This window comes from Psychrobacter sp. CX16 (assembly GCF_057396245.1).
Genome location: NZ_JBXYJF010000023.1, coordinates 22,013 through 39,922 on the forward strand (window position 1 = coordinate 22,013; position 17,910 = coordinate 39,922).

Annotated in this window: 17 protein-coding genes; 10 read left to right on the forward strand and 7 right to left on the reverse strand. The window is 40.0% G+C overall.

Features of this window, described 5'->3' with window-relative positions:
* Positions 1-84: 84 nt before the first annotated feature.
* Both AC2SLM_RS09255 and AC2SLM_RS09260 read left to right on the forward strand, forming a co-directional pair.
* Positions 85-1,416: a TrkH family potassium uptake protein gene (locus AC2SLM_RS09255; protein WP_486553409.1), complete on the forward strand. Its 1,332-nt coding sequence runs from the start codon at positions 85-87 to the stop codon at positions 1,414-1,416.
* An 83-nt stretch (positions 1,417-1,499) separates the two neighbouring features.
* Entirely contained in the window at positions 1,500-2,075 is a 576-nt protein-coding gene (locus AC2SLM_RS09260; protein WP_486553411.1) for a DUF3124 domain-containing protein, read from the forward strand.
* A 258-nt stretch (positions 2,076-2,333) separates the two neighbouring features.
* Here the strand turns inward: AC2SLM_RS09260 and AC2SLM_RS09265 are convergent, their stop codons facing one another.
* The 3 genes from AC2SLM_RS09265 to AC2SLM_RS09275 form a co-directional block, all read right to left on the reverse strand.
* On the reverse strand, positions 2,334-2,735 hold the full coding sequence (locus tag AC2SLM_RS09265) for an ExbD/TolR family protein (protein WP_486542705.1): 402 nt from the start codon (positions 2,733-2,735) through the stop codon (positions 2,334-2,336).
* A 56-nt stretch (positions 2,736-2,791) separates the two neighbouring features.
* On the reverse strand, positions 2,792-3,454 hold the full coding sequence (locus tag AC2SLM_RS09270; protein WP_486553413.1) for a MotA/TolQ/ExbB proton channel family protein: 663 nt from the start codon (positions 3,452-3,454) through the stop codon (positions 2,792-2,794).
* Between the two features lie 103 nt (positions 3,455-3,557).
* The gene (locus tag AC2SLM_RS09275; protein ID WP_486553415.1) at positions 3,558-4,649 is read right to left on the reverse strand and encodes an energy transducer TonB; all 1,092 of its coding nucleotides are present in this window, start codon (positions 4,647-4,649) and stop codon (positions 3,558-3,560) included.
* A gap of 191 nt (positions 4,650-4,840) precedes the next feature.
* On the opposite strand from AC2SLM_RS09275, the gene AC2SLM_RS09280 reads away from it, so the two are divergent.
* Entirely contained in the window at positions 4,841-5,032 is a 192-nt protein-coding gene (locus tag AC2SLM_RS09280) for a hypothetical protein (protein WP_486553417.1), read from the forward strand.
* A gap of 151 nt (positions 5,033-5,183) precedes the next feature.
* Here AC2SLM_RS09280 and arsC read toward each other — a convergent pair whose 3' ends face one another.
* The gene (arsC, locus tag AC2SLM_RS09285) at positions 5,184-5,585 is read right to left on the reverse strand and encodes an arsenate reductase (glutaredoxin) (RefSeq protein WP_486553419.1); all 402 of its coding nucleotides are present in this window, start codon (positions 5,583-5,585) and stop codon (positions 5,184-5,186) included.
* A gap of 245 nt (positions 5,586-5,830) precedes the next feature.
* On the opposite strand from arsC, the gene AC2SLM_RS09290 reads away from it, so the two are divergent.
* The 4 genes from AC2SLM_RS09290 to AC2SLM_RS09305 all read left to right on the forward strand — a co-directional run bounded on the left by AC2SLM_RS09290 (position 5,831) and on the right by AC2SLM_RS09305 (position 10,709).
* Entirely contained in the window at positions 5,831-6,547 is a 717-nt protein-coding gene (locus AC2SLM_RS09290; RefSeq protein ID WP_486553420.1) for an exonuclease domain-containing protein, read from the forward strand.
* Positions 6,548-6,744: 197 nt separating this feature from the next.
* Entirely contained in the window at positions 6,745-7,941 is a 1,197-nt protein-coding gene (locus AC2SLM_RS09295; protein ID WP_486553422.1) for a YjgN family protein, read from the forward strand.
* Between the two features lie 23 nt (positions 7,942-7,964).
* Positions 7,965-9,146 carry a M48 family metallopeptidase gene (locus tag AC2SLM_RS09300; RefSeq protein WP_486553424.1) on the forward strand — a complete coding sequence of 394 codons (1,182 nt, stop codon included), beginning with the start codon at positions 7,965-7,967 and terminating at the stop codon, positions 9,144-9,146.
* A 627-nt stretch (positions 9,147-9,773) separates the two neighbouring features.
* Entirely contained in the window at positions 9,774-10,709 is a 936-nt protein-coding gene (locus AC2SLM_RS09305; RefSeq protein WP_486553448.1) for an IS256 family transposase, variant Zn-binding type, read from the forward strand.
* 324 nt (positions 10,710-11,033) lie between these two features.
* On the opposite strand, the gene AC2SLM_RS09310 is transcribed toward AC2SLM_RS09305, so the two are convergent.
* Together AC2SLM_RS09310 and AC2SLM_RS09315 are read right to left on the reverse strand one after the other, a co-directional pair.
* The gene (locus AC2SLM_RS09310) at positions 11,034-11,423 is read right to left on the reverse strand and encodes a hypothetical protein (protein WP_486553426.1); all 390 of its coding nucleotides are present in this window, start codon (positions 11,421-11,423) and stop codon (positions 11,034-11,036) included.
* 129 nt (positions 11,424-11,552) lie between these two features.
* On the reverse strand, positions 11,553-11,918 hold the full coding sequence (locus tag AC2SLM_RS09315) for a hypothetical protein (RefSeq protein ID WP_486553427.1): 366 nt from the start codon (positions 11,916-11,918) through the stop codon (positions 11,553-11,555).
* Between the two features lie 437 nt (positions 11,919-12,355).
* Between AC2SLM_RS09315 and AC2SLM_RS09320 the strand changes: the two genes are divergently transcribed.
* Positions 12,356-12,565: a helix-turn-helix domain-containing protein gene (locus AC2SLM_RS09320; RefSeq protein WP_486553429.1), complete on the forward strand. Its 210-nt coding sequence runs from the start codon at positions 12,356-12,358 to the stop codon at positions 12,563-12,565.
* A gap of 70 nt (positions 12,566-12,635) precedes the next feature.
* Here AC2SLM_RS09320 and AC2SLM_RS09325 read toward each other — a convergent pair whose 3' ends face one another.
* Positions 12,636-13,313: a histidine phosphatase family protein gene (locus tag AC2SLM_RS09325; protein ID WP_486553431.1), complete on the reverse strand. Its 678-nt coding sequence runs from the start codon at positions 13,311-13,313 to the stop codon at positions 12,636-12,638.
* Between the two features lie 357 nt (positions 13,314-13,670).
* Between AC2SLM_RS09325 and AC2SLM_RS09330 the strand changes: the two genes are divergently transcribed.
* Both AC2SLM_RS09330 and AC2SLM_RS09335 read left to right on the forward strand, forming a co-directional pair.
* A complete protein-coding gene (locus AC2SLM_RS09330; RefSeq protein WP_486553433.1) occupies positions 13,671-14,501 on the forward strand; it encodes a hypothetical protein in 831 nt (276 codons plus the stop codon).
* A gap of 20 nt (positions 14,502-14,521) precedes the next feature.
* On the forward strand, positions 14,522-17,869 hold the full coding sequence (locus AC2SLM_RS09335) for an Lcl C-terminal domain-containing protein (RefSeq protein WP_486553435.1): 3,348 nt from the start codon (positions 14,522-14,524) through the stop codon (positions 17,867-17,869).
* Positions 17,870-17,910: the final 41 nt, after the last annotated feature.

The window sequence follows — 17,910 nt, forward strand, 5'->3', positions numbered from 1 at the left end:
CCGTCTCGACTTATTCTAATGATTGGTAAATCTGGTTTGTTCTGCGTTCGCTTTAAACGGACGCCCTAAAACAAGGTAACGTTCATGCCTAAACCCAAACAAACGCCGCGTTTGCTTTACTCTCCGCCGATGATTTTGGCCATTGGCTTTTTGTTTTTAATATTGTTGGGCAGCTGTTTGTTGATGTTGCCATTTGCTACTATTGAATCTATCTCTTGGCTTGAAGCAGCCTTTACGGCGACATCAGCTGTCACGGTAACTGGTCTTGCTGTGGTTGATACCGCTAACTACACTCACTTTGGACAAGTGGTGATTGCTATCTTGATTCAGTTCGGTGGCCTTGGCTTTATGACCTTTGCCGTATTGGCATTTTTTAGCTTACAGCGGCGACTGAATATCACGGGCCAGAAGATTGCCCGTGAAGCTTTTGCTGAGACCAGCTTTGGCAAGATTACCACCACTGCAAAATCGGTTGTCAGTATTGCACTTTGTGTTGAGCTGGCTGGATTTTTTGCGTTAACAACCCTGTTTTCAAGAGACATGCCCATTACTACTGCCATGTATCACGGGTTTTTCTATACCATTTCTGCATTTAATAATGCTGGATTCGCCTTATCCGGTGATAGCTTATCGCCTTATGTCAGTGATATTGGCATAAACATGGTTATCACCTCGCTTATTATGATCGGCGGCTTAGGCTTTATGGTGATTAAAGATTTAATCGATCACCGCAGTTGGCGCAAGATAAGCGTCAATACCAAACTGGTGGTAGGCACCACAGTGCTCCTTAATTTTGTAGCTTTTGTGTTATTTTGGCTACTCGAACATAACAACCCCAACACTTTAGGCTCATTAAGTCTTGGGGGTCAGTTAACAGCCGCTTGGTTCCAGGCCATTACTCCGAGAACTGCTGGCTTTAATACCATTCCCATTGATCAGCTGACCGATGCCAGTACTATCTTTACCATGTTCTTGATGTTCATTGGTGGTGGCTCATTGTCTACTGCCAGTGGTATTAAAATCGGTACCTTCGTTATTCTAATTTTGACCACTTGGGCATTTTTGCATCAGCGCGATCATGTGACGATTTTTGAGCGCCGTATCCCTGATAGACTGGTACGTAAATCTTTATCGATTATTAGTATCACCATGATGTTAATATTCTTAAGTGTGTTTATTTTATCGGTCGTTGAAGCGGAGCACGCCTTAGAAGATGTGTTATTTGAGGTAGTTTCTGCACTGAGTACCGTTGGCCTGACACGAGGGCTGACCACTCAGCTAAGTGACCCCGGCGAGGTGGTGATTATGTTTATGATGTTCGCCGGCAGAATTGGACCATTGACCTTGGCATATTTGATTGCGATGCCCAAAAAATCACGCATTCATTACCCTGAAACTAATGTACTTGTTGGCTAGAGAAATTACTCATTTGTGGCGGCTTTTTTGTTTAGAGCCTATCTTTGACAGCCGCTGCAAATTTTAAGCAGTAAGGAAACGATATGAAAACCAAATCATTATGCGCAGCCCTATTGATACTTAGCGCTGGTTTAACAGGATGTAACCCGCCTGAGCATGATCCTAATATCTTATATAGTGAAGAGCATAAAGACCCCATTAAACAACTCGAGATTGATGCGGTGCCCGAGGGTAATATGCCCTATCAGCAGCTGTTTTATGTGCCCGTTTATTCCAATATCTATGTCGATGAAGACAATCCGAAAGTGATGCTCTCAGCCACATTAAGTATTCGAAATACCAGTTTAACCAGTAGTTTATATGTCACTAAGATTGATTATTACAATACCCGAGGCGACTACGTACGTCCTTATTTGACCAAGTCAATTGAATTGCCGCCTATGGGTACACTGAACTATATTGTTGAGAAATTTGATGATACTGGCGGTGATGGTGCCAACTTTGTGGTAGCGATTGAAAGTAATTCAAACAATGTCAAACCCTTGATTGAGACTATTATGCTGGGTACCTTTAGCAACAAAGGCTTCTCCTTTAAAAGTGACAGCATCACCATAGATGAACTAGAAGCAGGCGATGCCTTTAACAAACCGGCGCATTAACATGTAGACTCAGAGCGTTTGAAATCCTAAGTAGTTAATATCGCTAATATCAATAGATAGATCGGCTAAAAGAGGCCTTAAAGGTTAATGAAAAGTTGTTATGAAAGTCAAAAAATTATAAAACCTTACTAAGGGCACACCTAGTAAGGTTAAAAAATAGAACAGTATTATTATTTTTAGTTTTATCGTTTCACTTATGCTTTCATCTAACCACCAAATGGATGGAGGTAAGATTGGCTTGTACTAAGTGAAAATAAATCATTCACTAATAAAAGCAATTTTAGTCAAATTAGCACTACTGGCCGTTGCCAAGATTTGTGCCACCGTTTCATATCGCGCATCTTTATCCGCTCGCAAATGAATGGTTGGCTCTTGCTCAAGCTGTGATTGCGCTGCCATGCGTGTCTCTAATTCTTCCATCGACACTGGCTGATCATCCCAAAATATACCCGCATCTTTATCAACACTCACCTGAATCACTTTAGGTGGTTGCTCTTGCACGCTAGCACTGGTCTGCGGTAAATCCAAAGGCACCGACGGGTTCAAAACCGTTGCCGTCACCATAAAAATAATCATCAATACCAGCATGATATCGATCAAAGGAATGAGGTTCATCTCACTCATCCCTTGCATGTCATCTTCACCCAATTGAAAGGCCATATTACGCTCCTACCTCATCGTGATTATCTAGTCCGATATCTTCAATCACTATGCGCCTACTGGGCAGCAGATGATGAATACTGTCTTTTCTCGGAAGACTGTGACTGAGCAGTGAGTGGTTGCATGTTACTAGAGGCAACGCCAGATTTAACGCCTACACTTTGAATTTTCGCTGTATCACCCAAGATACCATAAGCGGTGTCATTGGCATTAAACTGAGTTTGACGGTTCAAACGTACCGCGATGTTATAAAAAATAACCGCCGGTATCGCAACTGCTAAGCCAAGACCCGTCATAATCAACGCCTCACCCACAGGACCTGCCACTTGACCTAAGCCTGCTTGGCCAGACTCACCAATATTATGCAAGGCATGGAAAATCCCCCATACCGTACCAAATAGACCAATAAAGGGGGCGATGGCAGCAGTAGTCCCCAAAATCGGCAACCCTTTTTCCCCGTTATAACGATAACGACCAATTTGCTGCAAAAGTAGCTGCTCTGTCACGGTTTTGCGTTCAGCACTTGATAAGCTCGCCATATTCTGTGACTGCGCTTGATAAGCTTTCGAGATATCTGTAGCAACTTGGCCTTTCATTTTATAGCTGTTATAAAGCCGTAAAATACCGGTAACCCATGACAAGATAGAGAGCGCAATGAGAGTAAAAAACAGAAATCTAGTAACAATATCGGTATATTGCCAATAACTTGCAAAGTCCATAGTAAGTCCTTACTAAAATAAATTTAAACCGATTCATATAATAAAAATATCGTGTGCTTATTTTGTTTGACGTTTTAATTCGTGTGTTTGGTCTGCGATAGCTTTAAGGTACTCGGTAGTTAAAGGGTAGGATTAAATAGCCCATAATTGGCACCCCATTTTTGGTAAAAGGGTTAAATTTAGCCCGCTTAACGGAGTTTAATGCTTCATTGTCGATGGCATCATTTCCTGATGACTTTGTTACAGTAGCACCCGTTACATTACCTTGCTTATCAACCTCTAGTTTTAACGAGACACTAAACACATCTCCAGAGTTTGCTCTTCTTTCAACAGATGCAGGGAAGGTGAATTTAGGTTTACGTCGCCAACTTGCCTGACTCGCTGACAGTACTTGAGGTTTATTGCTTGCCGCTTCTGCCTCAGCGGCTTCTTTTGATGCTCGTTCTTTTGCTGCTCGTTCTTTTGCTGCTCGTTCTGCTTGCGCACGTGCTTCTTGCTCAGCTCGTTGCTGTGCTTCACGCGCGGCCTGCTCTCTTGCTTCCCTCTCGGCGCGCTCTTTGGCTTCCTGTTCTGCTTTTTGTTGAGCTTCACGCTGCGCACGTCGCTTGGCCTCTTGTTCCGCTCTCACTTGGGCTTCTCGCTCAGCCTGCGCTTGTGCCTCACGTTCTGCTCGCTCCTTTGCCTCGAGCTGACGTTGTTGTTCAATTTCCCATTGGCGCTGTCGCTCAGCACGCTTCTGTGCGGCAATCACTTCGCTTTGATCAGGCAGGGGCTTGGGCTCTGTATTCGGTGATTTCTTAGGCTTAGGCTTAGGTTTGGGCTCCGGATCGGGTTGCGGCTTAGGGTCAGGCTGCGACTTAGGCTTTGCAGCAGGCTGCGGCTTTGGTTCTGGCTTAGGCTTGGGTTCGGGAGCAGGCTGCGGCGCAGGTTTAGGCTCTTGTGCCCCTCTTGGCTGAGGGGCTGCTTTTGGATGCTCTGGCTGTGACTTAATATCCACTATTTCAGGTGGCTTTTCTTGTATTGGCTCAATAAGCTCAATTTCTAAAAGCAGTGGTTCCTCGACCTTAGGCGGCTTTTGATGAGGCATTTTCATATTTACCAAAGCAGTAGCGACGGTACCATGGAACACAACAACAGCAACAAGTGTGGCTAGATTAAACGGCGTTAAACTTCTGGTTTTACGGTTATTTCTCATGGTGGCAGTCTTTTTGTCGTAAAAGTTAGCTTAAATTCGCACATGTCCCTACTTGGCACCTAACGCTCCCTATATATATAATTGTTCAAGGTTGTGCCCACGTATTTTGTTATTAATATCAATCAAAATACGACAGCTTAGAGCGGAATATTAATACAAAATACCCTTTATGTAAATAATAATCGTTATCAATGGAGTATAAATATAGCCATATACAAACAGCACAGTTCGCCGACACGGTGGTCATGCTGAAAAAAGGCCACATTATTGAGACCGGCCATCCCACAGATGTATTAATCAAAGACACTATTCGCAAGCTTTATAAAGTAGACGCCACCGTACTAGAACACGAAGGGCGCTCGGTGATTGTTGATACGCTTTAGTGCTCAGCTCTATAAGACTGGCATTATGATAATCTATTCTATTGCTATCGTTCATATTGCTCATAAAAAACGCCCATTAACTATTTAATGGGCGTTTTTTATTTAGGCTGGTTTTAGTTTTCGTTATTTGAACTAGCGATTATAATTTGAATTAGAGATTATAAATAGTATCACCATTTTCTTTGGTAAATTCAGAAACTGGATTCTCCAATACCTCAAATATGCGCTCTAACGGACGGCATAATACAGCGCCTTTATCAGTAACCACTACCGGACGATTAATCAAAATCGGATGCACTGCCATGGCATCTAATATTTGCTCGTCTGTAGCATCAGAACTGTTTAAACCCAGCTCATCACTTAAGTTCTCTTTACTGCGTAGCAATTCTTTTGCAGGTACTTTCATCAAACCAAGCAGCTCCACCAAATACTCTCGGGATGGCGGGTTTTTTAAATACTCGATAACCTCAGGTGTCTCACCAGAGGCTTTCATGATGGCTAAGGCATTGCGAGAAGTGCTGCAATTTGGATTGTGCAGAATTAATGGCGTCATGATTATTTTGTCCATATCAATTAAGAAAAAATCGCTTGAACTATCAATAGTGCGAGTGTATTGCGCCAGAGCTAAGCTGTCAAACTCCGCTATCAAGTCTGTCTATTGCTATTATTATCAATCACTCTGCTTATATTATATGCTTAGGCTAGTTTACTTGGCCGCACTGGTTCACAGTCCACAATTAAGTTACCATAACCGCAATTATATTAACCGATAAACATCTGATAACTTTAAGGATTGTTATGGCCACTTATATACTCGATACCGAAACAACGGGGCTTGATGAGCCGCATATGACCGAGGCCGCCTACTCCATTGTAGAGATAAACCAAGGCCAAGTGGTCGTTACCCAGCCACCTAGATCCAAACGCTTCAACCCGCTTAAAAAGATTAGCTTGGGCGCGATGGCAACCTCGCATATTTGTGATGAAGACGTGACTCATGAAACGCCGCATACGGACTTTAGATTGCCTGCAAGCGTTGAGTACCTTATTGGCCATAATATCGATTTTGATATGCAAGTACTTAAAAATGCCGGCGTCACGCATACGCCCAAGCTTATCTGTACTAAGGCCATGTCGAGCTACCTGTTACCGACGCTTGAGAATCATCAATTGGTCGCACTGCTTTATCACTTCCATCGTGATGTCGCCCGCGAGCAAGCCAAGCATGCGCACGCTGCGGTATATGATATTTACTTTACCCAATTAGTACTGAATAGCCTTATTGACTTAGCAAATACCCAAGGTCACACCATTACCGATGTAGCGAGTCTATATGCGTTTAGCGAATTGGCCCGTATTCCGACCCATTTAAGCTTCGGTAAACATAAAGGCAAAGCGATTGCAGAACTTGCCGCAGATAGCGAGGGTGCCAGCTATTTACAGTGGTTATTAAAGCAAGATACGGTTGATCCTTATTTGGCCGAAGCTTGTAAGAAAGCGCTAGAGGCAATTTAAATGCCAGTATTGCTATAAATATATTTAAAGATAATTACTATATAACCCACTGCTTTAAACTTAATAAAATTAAATATATAGTTACATCTTACTTAACTTATAACCTATAATAGTCTTGTTATTTTTTACCCTATTTAGTAGTAAAAATATTATTTGATAACAATATTAACATTAATTTTATAAGGTTTTAGGCAGGGATGAAGCAAATACGATTTAATGGCAGTGGCGAAGAATATTTTAAAATCTGGATTGTGAATGTCTTATTATGCATTCTTACATTAGGTATTTATTACCCTTGGGCAAAAGTTCGAACACGCCGCTATTTTTATGCAAACACCGAATACACAGACCGCTACTTTGATTATCACGCCACTGGCAAACAGCTTTTCTTAGGCTATTTAATCGGGGTTGCGATACTCTTTGTATTACAAATCATCGGCTCTATATTCCCACTTGCCGGTGTCATTTTACCCATCGTGTTATTTACTATCATCCCTTGGATTGTGTGGCGCAGCCTAAAGTTTAATATGCGTATGACCAGCTTTAGTAATGTCCGCTTTAGCTTTGTTGGCAACTTAAAGTCCTCCTATCTTATCTATATGTTGATACCTGTTTTGGGCTATATCGCGTTTGGGCTTATTATTGCCGCTGCTATCGCTATTGCACAGACGCTGATAGGTAATACAGCAGGTGCGGAGTCAACCACCCCAATCATTATTATCTCTGTGCTCGGCATGCTTGCTGCTATTGCTGTTGGTGTTTATTTTGTTGGTCTATTTACCAAAAGGGCTTCTGAATACCAGATTAGTCAGACAAAGTTTGGTCAAGGTCGCTTCCTTACTGATATTCGCACCCGAAAGTTTGTTGAAATTACCTTTAAAGCGGCGCTGATGGGCATCGCCTCTACCCTTTCCGTTGTTGTGTTTTTGGGATTGATACTCTTTGCAATAACACCAGGTGAATTTAGCTTTGAAAATATAATGGCATCACTGTCTTATACTGTTGAAAGCTCACTGTTCTCCGTCGCTGTCGTGATTGCCTACATTAGCTTTATCGCCGCATCCTTGTTTTCTGCCGCTTATAGCTACAGCCGCCAACGTCAGTACTTGTATGCCAACACTACCTTAGATAAAGCTATTACCTTTAAGTCAACAGTCACCACTAAAGGCTACTTTTTTGTACTATTAACTAATATGCTGCTAACTATCTTCTCTTTGGGTCTGGCGCTACCTTGGGCAAAAGTACGTGTGGCACAGTATATTGCCGAAAATACTTGGATTGAAGCATTAGATATCGATATGAATCATTATCTGACCCAAAAAGAGCAAGAACAGTCTGCCATTGGTGAAGAGGTTGGTGATGTATTGGATATTGATATAGACATTGCCATATAGGCTGACATTTAAGTAATTTTATTATGAACATAATATCTGGTAAGTGGTATCCAAAGGACAGTGCAACACAATATGCAGCCGAGCTTATAATCGATAAAGACAGCTATAAGGTGCATATTACGCCCTCTGATTTAAACCCTGAGCTTTCAAGTAATAGTGATTCACAAGGTCACATATTAACTGGTCAATGGTCACAGATTAAGATTAATGATCGGTTAGGTAATACTGAGCGTAAGCTGATACTCACTGATGGATCTTTGTTTACCACCCATGAAAATGACAACATTGACACCCTAATTCAGAGCAATAAAAGCAGTGGCTCAGAGTCAAAACTAAGCTTACTGCTGCACCGACATGAGACAAAAATGAGTAGCGTCTTGGTGATGCTGGTGCTAACGATTGCTTTCGTTTTTGGCTTTATTAAATGGGGTATTCCATGGACAAGCCAAGCGGTTGCTCATGCCCTACCGCAGCAAACCGGTGACTTTATTGGCAAGCAGTCACTAGATTTTATAGATAGCTACTTCTTAGAGCCCACGACCATCAGTGAGGCTAAGCAGCAGCAAATCATCGATCGATTTAATACCCGACTTAAGCCTGTTGGTGGTGATGATCGCATTCATTATCAGCTGCATTTTAGAGAGATGAATGTCAATGGTGTTAGCTTACCGAACGCTTTTGCCCTACCCTCTGGCGATATTGTTCTGACAGATGAGTTCGTTAAGCTCAGCGAAAATGATGATGAGATAGATGCTGTCTTATTGCATGAGATGGGTCATGTTGTAGAGCGTCACAGCTTAGAGATGCTGACGCAGAACTCATTAACCACTATGATTGTGATACTCGTATTGGGTAACCCTGATGGTATCAGTGAGTTAGCCACAGGGCTTGGCACAGCGTTAGTTTCGAACCACTATTCTCGGCAATATGAAACCGAAGCTGATAAATTTGCCTTTAATAAAATGCTCAAGATTGGTATTAACCCTCAGTCCTTTGTCGATATCTTAAGTCGTATGGAGGATTATGCGACGGCAGAGATTACTGCTGATAATGAGCATGAATCGACACAGGAGCAGCAGACCCAAGACGTTGAGGAGGATAAAATATCTGACTTTTTATCAACCCATCCCAATACTCAATTACGCATTAAGATGGCTGAAAAATACAGTCAATGCTTCGAGCAGGGGTTGCAAATCTGCGAGTGAGAGTAGAGACTTTATTATTGTCAGTTTGAGGGTTAAGAATGAATAACGGTCACTCTCGTTTACATCTTTCAAAGTTAAACTGTATTGTCTACTGCACCTCCCCGACTATATCGGGGAGTATTTTACTTGAGTTAAGCAGCAATACCTAGCAGAGTAAGGTTATCATAATACCGCTTTTCAAAATCAAAAGATGACACATAGCCAATCGCACTATGGATGCAAATTTAGTTAAACCTGAGAAGCGTTAAAAATCGGTTAAGTATCGATTTAGCTTTGCAAGGCGATAGCTATGCTCGAGTGGCGACATCCAAAGGTTTCCAGTTCAACATCGTTTCCGCCACTCCACTCCTCATTTAAATAATTAATCACTTCATACTTGTACAGCCCATTAACATTTCAGCCAACCCACTTTAATTCAATCATCAATTATTACTGATTAAGCATATTGGTTTTATCACCATAAGTTTAAATACTGTTCTTAAAAAATTACTTGCGACACTTACTGTCGTAATATAGTCAGACACTTATTGATAACCTAATTATATCAGCGTATCTTAAAAAGGGTGTAATGGACAAAATTCAGGCTGACACCCCCTTTAAAGCTATATACTATAAGTATTTGCAAGGATTGAAAGCCATGAATCAAAAAACTGCCCTTTTTGTGGTGAAAAACACACTAAAAAGAATGGTTATAAATCAGGGAAACAGCAGTACAAATGCCTTGTTTGTAATCGGCAGTTTTTAGGTGGCAGGCGGCTCAATAATACAACTTTATGGCAAGAATATACTCAAGGTAAACAGACTTATAAACAACTTGCTCATAAGTATGGCTGTAGTATAAAGACTATACAAAGGCGACTAGATACAATTGAGATAAAGTCACTTAATAAGCTACCTACTCGTGCCAACATAGTGATGGACACGACCTACTTTGGTAGAACATTTGGCTTAATGGTATTTCTCGACTATACAAGCAAAGCGGTATTACACCACCGCATTATTCATTATGAGACCAACGCGCTGTATAAGCTAGGAATAGAGCATATAAAATCACAAGGTATTGATATAACAAGTATTACTTGCGATGGAAGACGAGGTCTTAATGCTTTATTTAAAGATATACCCATGCAAATGTGCCAGTTTCATCAGCTACAGATCATCACTCGATACTTAACTCGTCGACCTCAAAATATCGCAAGTATTGCACTTAGACAGCTAGCTTTAAACATAAAGGATTATGATAAGACCACCTTCATTCAAGCTCTAGATAGCTGGTATTTGACCCATGAAGACTACTTAAATGAGCGTAGCACCAATACAGATACTGGTAAGACTTGGTACACCCATAAGCGTCTTAGAAGTGCCTATAGAAGCTCGCGAGTAAATAGTGATTGGTTATTCACTTATAGAGAATTAGATGACTTAAACATCCCAAATACAACCAATTCTCTAGAAGGTTTGTTTAGTGAGTTAAAACGCCAATTAAGCAGTCATAATGGGCTCAATAAACAACGTAAGCTTAAGTTTATGAACAACTTTTTAATGACATACTCTGAAGGGTAGCCTGAATTTTGTCCATTAGAGACTAACCGCTCGTTTTTAGCCTGAATTCTGTCCATTACACCTAAATATTTAGAGTCTGCTTCTTTATTAACATCTTGATATAAGGACGGGTCAAATCCTTGTTTAAGTACCTTTTTATCTTCGACAGAATTAGGCTCAATGTATTCTTGAGCATTCTCATCGTAAACCTTTCTGTCTTCATTATTACCATCAATAGAGGGGTTATCACCGCAACCTATAGTACTTAAACACAGGGTTATTAGTGACAGTGATGACAACATAGAGAAATTAAGTTTCATAGATGAATTCCTTTTCTAGGGCTATTTAAAGAATGCAGAGTTTAAGCGGCTTTTTCTTCGATCTTCTTCTGATTTTTTCAGCAAGTTGTAGATAGGTGTAGTCATACATATTGAGTCTGGCGAATAGGTAGCTTGAAAGCGTTTTCTCTAATGCTGTTTCAAGTTGAACCTTTGGTGTTGGATAATTCCTTAATTTACCTCTTCTACATAGTTTTAAGGTAAAAGCGATGCTTTCGCATATTCTATTGTCTGATTCGGAGGCAGTTAGCGTCTTATGACTCCCAAAATCAAAGACATGCCTATTAGCTATTGGAATAATATCGATCATTTCAGCAACAGTATATTTATCGAGAGCATTTTTAAATAAATCTTTGACGCCATCTCCAATGTGATAGCCAATACCAGAGTTAGGCAAGCTATCTACAAGATAGGCAACACATCTAGCGATCTGTATGCTCTTAACCCATCCTTCAAACTTAGGGTTTTCAATATCTTCAATAGTGCATTTACGCTGTTTAAAGTCTTCTTCAATCCGTTTGATAGCTTACATGTCGTAAGCAAAATCAAAGCCTAAGTAGGCGTCATTTAGTATTAGCCGACCATTTTTACCCAGTCTCAAACTGTTAACGTTTCTATCAAAATTAAATAATAAGACGTTCGTATCTAGCAGATACTCAAGCACTTGTATATCTAGGTAGCTTGTTGGCGTAAAATTGGGTTTAAAATCGCTGTCCGTATAAGTAGTAAAATGGTGTGTAGATCGAAAACTTTCTTCGACAAACCCACTTTCAGTTGCAACCAGTAAGATCTTATCTATGATGCCCAGCTCATCAACTCTAGGTATTGAGTTTAATTGCTCCGCTATCCTTGCTTTTAGAACAGGCGTTATAAGTCGTATTTTCTCTTTCATTATCCTCTCGCCTTCTTGGCATCGTGCTATGCGCTCTTCATTACTTTTTAGTGCTTGTCTGTTATAACAATCTAAACACTGCCAACTTTCAAGATGAAGACGTTTGAACACTTTCCTATCGTAAACTTCGCAGTTGGCACCGCAATCTACACAGTGGCAACCTTCTACAACGATATGACACTTTCTTGAATAGTCTCTTTAAAACTATAAAATTCCAAGCTACTTTCAGAAACTAGTGCTGTAGCGGTATAGACAAACTTTGTTTCATCACCTGGTTTGCGTAACCAATATTTGTTACAAAGTTGTTTGATCTCATCTGTTAAGTCGTCTTTATACACGATTTGAATTTGCATGGGCTTTCTAAAATTCGGAGTATACTCCGTAGATATTGTAAAGCACGACTGCGAATAATGCTACTTTTATTATTGGTAGCCATTATGTCAGCAGATGAGAGAATTTTAGCGTTCGGTAAAAGGCTTCGTGAGGTAAGAAAATCAAAGGGTTTATCGCAAGAAAAGCTGGCAGAGTTAGCAGGCGTCGATAGAAGCTATATGAGTGAAATTGAGCGTGGAGAGTATAATATTACTTTGCTTAAGTTGTACCAAATTTGCGACGCTTTAGAGGTTGAAGCTAGGGATTTGGTTTGAGCAAGTTTCAAGATGTTAGGTTTACTAACCCTACTTTAGCCTTGTGCTTACTAAATTTTATTGAAGTAAGCTACTTGTTTAACCACGTAGGTGGGTCTGTACGAATGAGTACTTTGGTAATTGATGGGGGGTAAAGGGACGCTAAATTATCATTAGCAAGAGTCAAACAGAAAACTTCACAGTTACGAGCACGTATAGACATCTCAAACTGTCTAAATTTTTTCATGTGTTTTTTACGGGATGCAAGTTGACCCAATATTTGCCAAATCAACATACTTATCCATAAACCATGGGTGTAAGCGATGTGATTACCCGACTCTAGGTTTTTGAAGTAGGCTAAAACTTGTTCAACTCTGTTATAAAACATAGCGAAACTTTCAGAATCTTCACCGTGAGTGTCCTGTAGGTCATGCTCGTCCCAAAAGTCATTAGAGGCTTTAAAGCGGTCTGCTAGCGTCATATCTTTCATCTTGTTAAAGCTTAGATAATCGAACTCTTCTAACCCTTCGATAAGTGTTGGTTGAAGATGTAGTGCGTCTACAAGTGGCTTAGCGGTCTGCTGAGTACGTTTAAACTTAGAGATACCAATTGAAGCAATATCAGTACCGATATTCTCAATAATCCAATCGCTTACGGTGTGTGCTTGTTCATGACCCAAGTCAGTCAGTTCAATCTCTTGATTAAGCTGGGCTTTACCCCCTGCATTGGCAACACTTTGACCATGGCGTACTAGATATATTTTCTTCATGATAACGTCGCTATATTTGTTTAGATTTCCTTATGTTATCAGATGAACATTGCCTCTCAAATGAATACTTTCTCTTAAATCAACAGTAGTACTGACTCAAATCTTAAAACAATACTTCAAAAATATAACGTCATAAATAATTAATAATTTCTTATCAATTATAATCGAGCAGATAATTCAACATATATTCAATAAATTCAAAAACTTATAACGTATTAAGGTAAATTCGTTGTCCAATCAGTCACAAATAATCCAAAAGTGTCCCAGATTTGGGACAAACAAGTGTTAATTTCTGTGCTATAAATAAAGATTATAGAAACAATAATTAACAAAATATTTCTTATAAGTTGCATCTGAATGCCATTTTATTCAATGACTCGACTCAATAGCATATTAGCAGTTATTGCATTCGCAATGGTTGCAAGTAGTCAATCGGCATTAGCAAATGATTGGGAATGGCAATTATCCGTCGGTCAGCTCGATCAAGACTACCAAGAGACTGACAGCACAGGGTTAACCACTGACGGCATACTAAACAGTGAAACAGGTGCAATGCCCGTACTTGAGTTAGCTGTAATCAATACAACAGACCCTATCAACCTTCTAAATAATCAATGGACACCCTACGGCAAGCTACAGCTGCGCCATGCTCAGGGAGATACTGATTATGATGGCTACCTACAGACAGGTGCAACGCTTACGCCATACCGTACTACTACTGACAACACCCTGACTCAAGTAGATTTCGACTTAGGGCTTGGCTATGGCATGACTCGAACACTTACCTTAACACCGCTCGTATCAATCAGTCATCAACGCTGGGAGCGCAAGCTTGAGCAATATACCGAAGATTTTGACCATACTGCCCTCTTAGCTGGAGCAAACATTGACTGGCAACCAAGTCACCAGATACCTTTTACATTACAGCTACAAGCAAAAGCTGGCAAACTTATTGATAGTAATATTGATGTGCCTAAGTTTGGGTTAAATCAAGATATTGGTCACTCCACTATGATTCAAATTGGTATAGCGGGACAATACGATTTATCAGAACATCTAAGTATGAATGCTAGTATCAGCAAACAGAGCTGGGAATACGAACAAAGTAATATTCAAAATAACTACCAATATCCAGATAGCGAGAGTGAGCAGACACAGTGGCAGTTGGGTTTAGGGTATAGATTTTAAAACTTTAGGGATAACAAATTATGAAATTCAAATTAACCACACTTGCCGTTGCAACTGCTTTGGCTTTATCTGGTTGTAATAATGGTGGCTCACTAAATCATAATAATGCTAATGATGTACTTGATGAGAACACCATGCTTATTGAAAATACTGATGATGTCATTTCAGTTACTAAAGAAGAAGCTAAAGATATTGTTGTGACCGATATGGATGCTGATGGTGAAATGACTCTAGGTGTACCCAAAGGTGGTGAGGCTGCTAAATTAAAAGTTCAGGACGTGCTATATGTGCCACCTTCGCAAGAAGGATATATGGAAACGTATGTTGTTATCGAAGAAAAGCTGTTGGACAATGATGGTAATGTCACTTTAAAAGTAAGACCTGCTACTGCTAATGAAGCTTTTGACAATATAACTTTAGAGATGGATTCAGAAGAGATGCAGCCAACCATCGAAGGCTTTATTATGCCTGATGGAGAGTATGTTAATATTGCAGAATCCCAAGATGCTACTCAAGTGGGTGTACTGCCATCAGTTGAATATGATGTAGGTGGTGCAATTTATGGTGAATATGAAGACGCCTATAAACTTCCAATAAGCTATAGACGCATTGTTGCAAAAGATAAGTTTAAAGAAGGCTTGTCGGAAGATGAAAAGGACACGAAAGATAAAGCTTGTGAAATCTCATTAAACCTTGCCAATCAGCTTGACAGTAGTGAAGAGACAACATCTACATTAACAGAATCTTTCAAAGAGAATTGTGATTCTGGTCTAATTTTAGAAGGAGATATTTTCTTTAGACCTCCTGAAGTCAAATCAAACTTAGACCTACAAAAAATCAATGATGAAGATTTTGTATTCAAAGGTGAGTCTCTACAATATATATCAATGAACAGTGCTTATATAGAAGCAGACCTAAAAGGTAAGTTGGTTGGGGTGGATAAGCGCCTGTCAGACACCTTCGATTTGAGTAATACTGATTTATATCGAGAGTTTGAGCAGTTTAGGATTGGCGACCCTATTAGTACTGCTTATGTAGCAATATCAGGACTTAATGCTGATGACACCAAGGGTAAGCTCCCGTTATTTGGTGTTGTTGCTAGCTTCACCGTTCCTAATGGTATAAATGTCGCTAGTGGTACTAATGTAAGGCTGGGAGCTAAAACGGTTGCAGTCGTTCTTTGGGCTTATTCAGTAACTGATTTAACTGTAGAGGGTCAAGTCAATGTTACATTTAAAATAGCCCCCACCAATATCAATATGGGGTTAGTGAGAAATGAAGAGGGAAAACTAGACAAGTCCTTTAGTTTTGAAAATCGTGAAGCTGCTGACTATATTGCTAAAAATGGTATAGGGCAGGTTTCAGATGATTATCTGCATAAAAGAGATACTTTAGTATATCAAGCAGGTGTAAATGCTATATTAAACCTTGATTATATAATGGGTGCGGCTATTGATGCAGACTTTATAGTCGGCGGTATTCGCTTGGCTAATGTAGGTGTATCTCCGCAGGTAAATATGTCTACAACACTTGAAGGTAATGTTTATCAGACCAATGATCCGCAAGCTCCCATTAGTGGACTTAGTGGCGATGCCTGTTTAAAAGACACGGGTATAGGCTATGGTGTCAAAACATACGGTGCGTTTAGGTTAAATGGGGACTTTAGTTTAGGTCAAGGATGGTACAAAGTTTCTGGTGGTGGGGGCATACAATTTAAATTTATGTCACCAACAGAAGAGGAGGCATTTGATGAGACTAATCCAGCGCCATTATGGATTTATACACCACTTAAAAAAGATATTTGTTATGACAGTCAGTCCCCCTTGATTGATGTCGAGTCAATCACATACCCTATAGATGCCACAACAAGCCTAGTACCATTGAAAATAATTGCAGAAAATGCAAACTTAGGCACAATTAAACAGTGGCAAGTTAGTTATACCGACAATGACTCTAAGTCGCATACCATTGATTTAACTCGAAATACACAAGGTATACTACTGCAAAAAGTAGAGGGTAAATATCAAGCACCGCTTATGCCAAGAGGTGTTTATGATATTACTATCAAAGCGACAGATTATGATAATCAAAGCTCAACGATTAATAAAAGCTTAGATATCCCCACGTTCTATAGTACAGGCATTCAATTCAACCGTGGCCAAGAGGACTATACCTGCAATGATGTCGACTTTAGTAGCACTATAGTCTCGGATAAACCTATTAAGACTGCTGTACTTGACATTAACAACCAATCTATACCTATGCAAATTACTTCTACGGGTACTAATACTTCAGAAGTCAGTGCTGAAAACTTGAAATTCGAGGATTGTAACAAGCAAACTGCAACTTTAAAACTGACTTATGAAGATGGCACGACATACGAGCTTGAAAAAGATTTAATGTTATATCGTAGTGATATTTTTGTAGAGAGTATCAAGGTTGAACCAACAACGCCTGAGGTGAACACGCCTTATAAAGTAACGATAAAAGGGGCTAACCTACCGACGGTCGTGGATACAATAACCTTGAATGGCTGTAATTCATTTTTATTGCTACAAAAATCAATTGCTGAACGAGTCTATCAGTGTACTGCACCAGCAACAGCGGGCGAAAATACATTGTTGGTTAAAGAGATAACCAGTGGTCGAGTACTGGGTAGCTTAAGTTACGATATTACCGAACAGTCTGTAATACCTTCTTCAACTTCAAAACTCACCGCCACAGGTATCACTAAGTGTGGTGATTATGCTTATGACGACCTAGGTAAAGAGATATCAGGGCATACGCATAGTAATGACCTAGACTGCTCATTGAACGTAGATAGTGAAGGCGATCCAATACCAATGGGACAGGATGGGCATGTACAAGCTGGTATACCTATGAGTTATACCCTGCTGAATCGTAGTGGTGATGAATGTGTTAAGGATAATGTCACAGGATTAATTTGGGAACAAAAAACAAACTATGAAGGATTGCATAGTGTTACCAATCAATATACTTGGTATGACAATAATAATGAGAGTAATGGAGGCTATTCAGGTTCGGTAAGCGGTGGGGATTGCTCAGGTAGTTTTTGCCATACTCAAGCTTTTATTACAACCTTGAATGAAATCAATTATTGTGGTTATAGTGATTGGAGAATGCCGAAAATAGAAGAGTTACGTTCTATAGTTGATTACAGTAGAAACAATCCAGCAGTTAATCCGATTTTCGAATTTACTGGCACTTCATATTGGTCATCTTCTTCAGAGGTTAGTAGTGGTACTAGTAATGATTCAGCAGCATTATATATGGATTTTAATAATGGCAATGACTACAACCAAACTAAAAGATTTGATAACCACGTTCGTGCTGTTCGTTCACAGTAAATATGATGTATATGTAGAATCAATTCAACCTTATCAAATGC

What these genes read in the sequence shown, in the direction of transcription:
- AC2SLM_RS09255 (WP_486553409.1), top strand. Translation starts at nt 85, where the DNA reads ATGCCTAAACCCAAACAAACGCCGCGTTTGCTTTACTCTCCGCCGATG.
- AC2SLM_RS09260 (WP_486553411.1), top strand. Translation starts at nt 1,500, where the DNA reads ATGAAAACCAAATCATTATGCGCAGCCCTATTGATACTTAGCGCTGGT.
- AC2SLM_RS09265 (WP_486542705.1), bottom strand. Translation starts at nt 2,735, where the DNA reads ATGGCCTTTCAATTGGGTGAAGATGACATGCAAGGGATGAGTGAGATG.
- AC2SLM_RS09270 (WP_486553413.1), bottom strand. Translation starts at nt 3,454, where the DNA reads ATGGACTTTGCAAGTTATTGGCAATATACCGATATTGTTACTAGATTT.
- AC2SLM_RS09275 (WP_486553415.1), bottom strand. Translation starts at nt 4,649, where the DNA reads ATGAGAAATAACCGTAAAACCAGAAGTTTAACGCCGTTTAATCTAGCC.
- AC2SLM_RS09280 (WP_486553417.1), top strand. Translation starts at nt 4,841, where the DNA reads ATGGAGTATAAATATAGCCATATACAAACAGCACAGTTCGCCGACACG.
- arsC (WP_486553419.1), bottom strand. Translation starts at nt 5,585, where the DNA reads ATGACGCCATTAATTCTGCACAATCCAAATTGCAGCACTTCTCGCAAT.
- AC2SLM_RS09290 (WP_486553420.1), top strand. Translation starts at nt 5,831, where the DNA reads ATGGCCACTTATATACTCGATACCGAAACAACGGGGCTTGATGAGCCG.
- AC2SLM_RS09295 (WP_486553422.1), top strand. Translation starts at nt 6,745, where the DNA reads ATGAAGCAAATACGATTTAATGGCAGTGGCGAAGAATATTTTAAAATC.
- AC2SLM_RS09300 (WP_486553424.1), top strand. Translation starts at nt 7,965, where the DNA reads ATGAACATAATATCTGGTAAGTGGTATCCAAAGGACAGTGCAACACAA.
- AC2SLM_RS09315 (WP_486553427.1), bottom strand. Translation starts at nt 11,918, where the DNA reads ATGAAAGAGAAAATACGACTTATAACGCCTGTTCTAAAAGCAAGGATA.
- AC2SLM_RS09320 (WP_486553429.1), top strand. Translation starts at nt 12,356, where the DNA reads ATGTCAGCAGATGAGAGAATTTTAGCGTTCGGTAAAAGGCTTCGTGAG.
- AC2SLM_RS09325 (WP_486553431.1), bottom strand. Translation starts at nt 13,313, where the DNA reads ATGAAGAAAATATATCTAGTACGCCATGGTCAAAGTGTTGCCAATGCA.
- AC2SLM_RS09330 (WP_486553433.1), top strand. Translation starts at nt 13,671, where the DNA reads ATGCCATTTTATTCAATGACTCGACTCAATAGCATATTAGCAGTTATT.
- AC2SLM_RS09335 (WP_486553435.1), top strand. Translation starts at nt 14,522, where the DNA reads ATGAAATTCAAATTAACCACACTTGCCGTTGCAACTGCTTTGGCTTTA.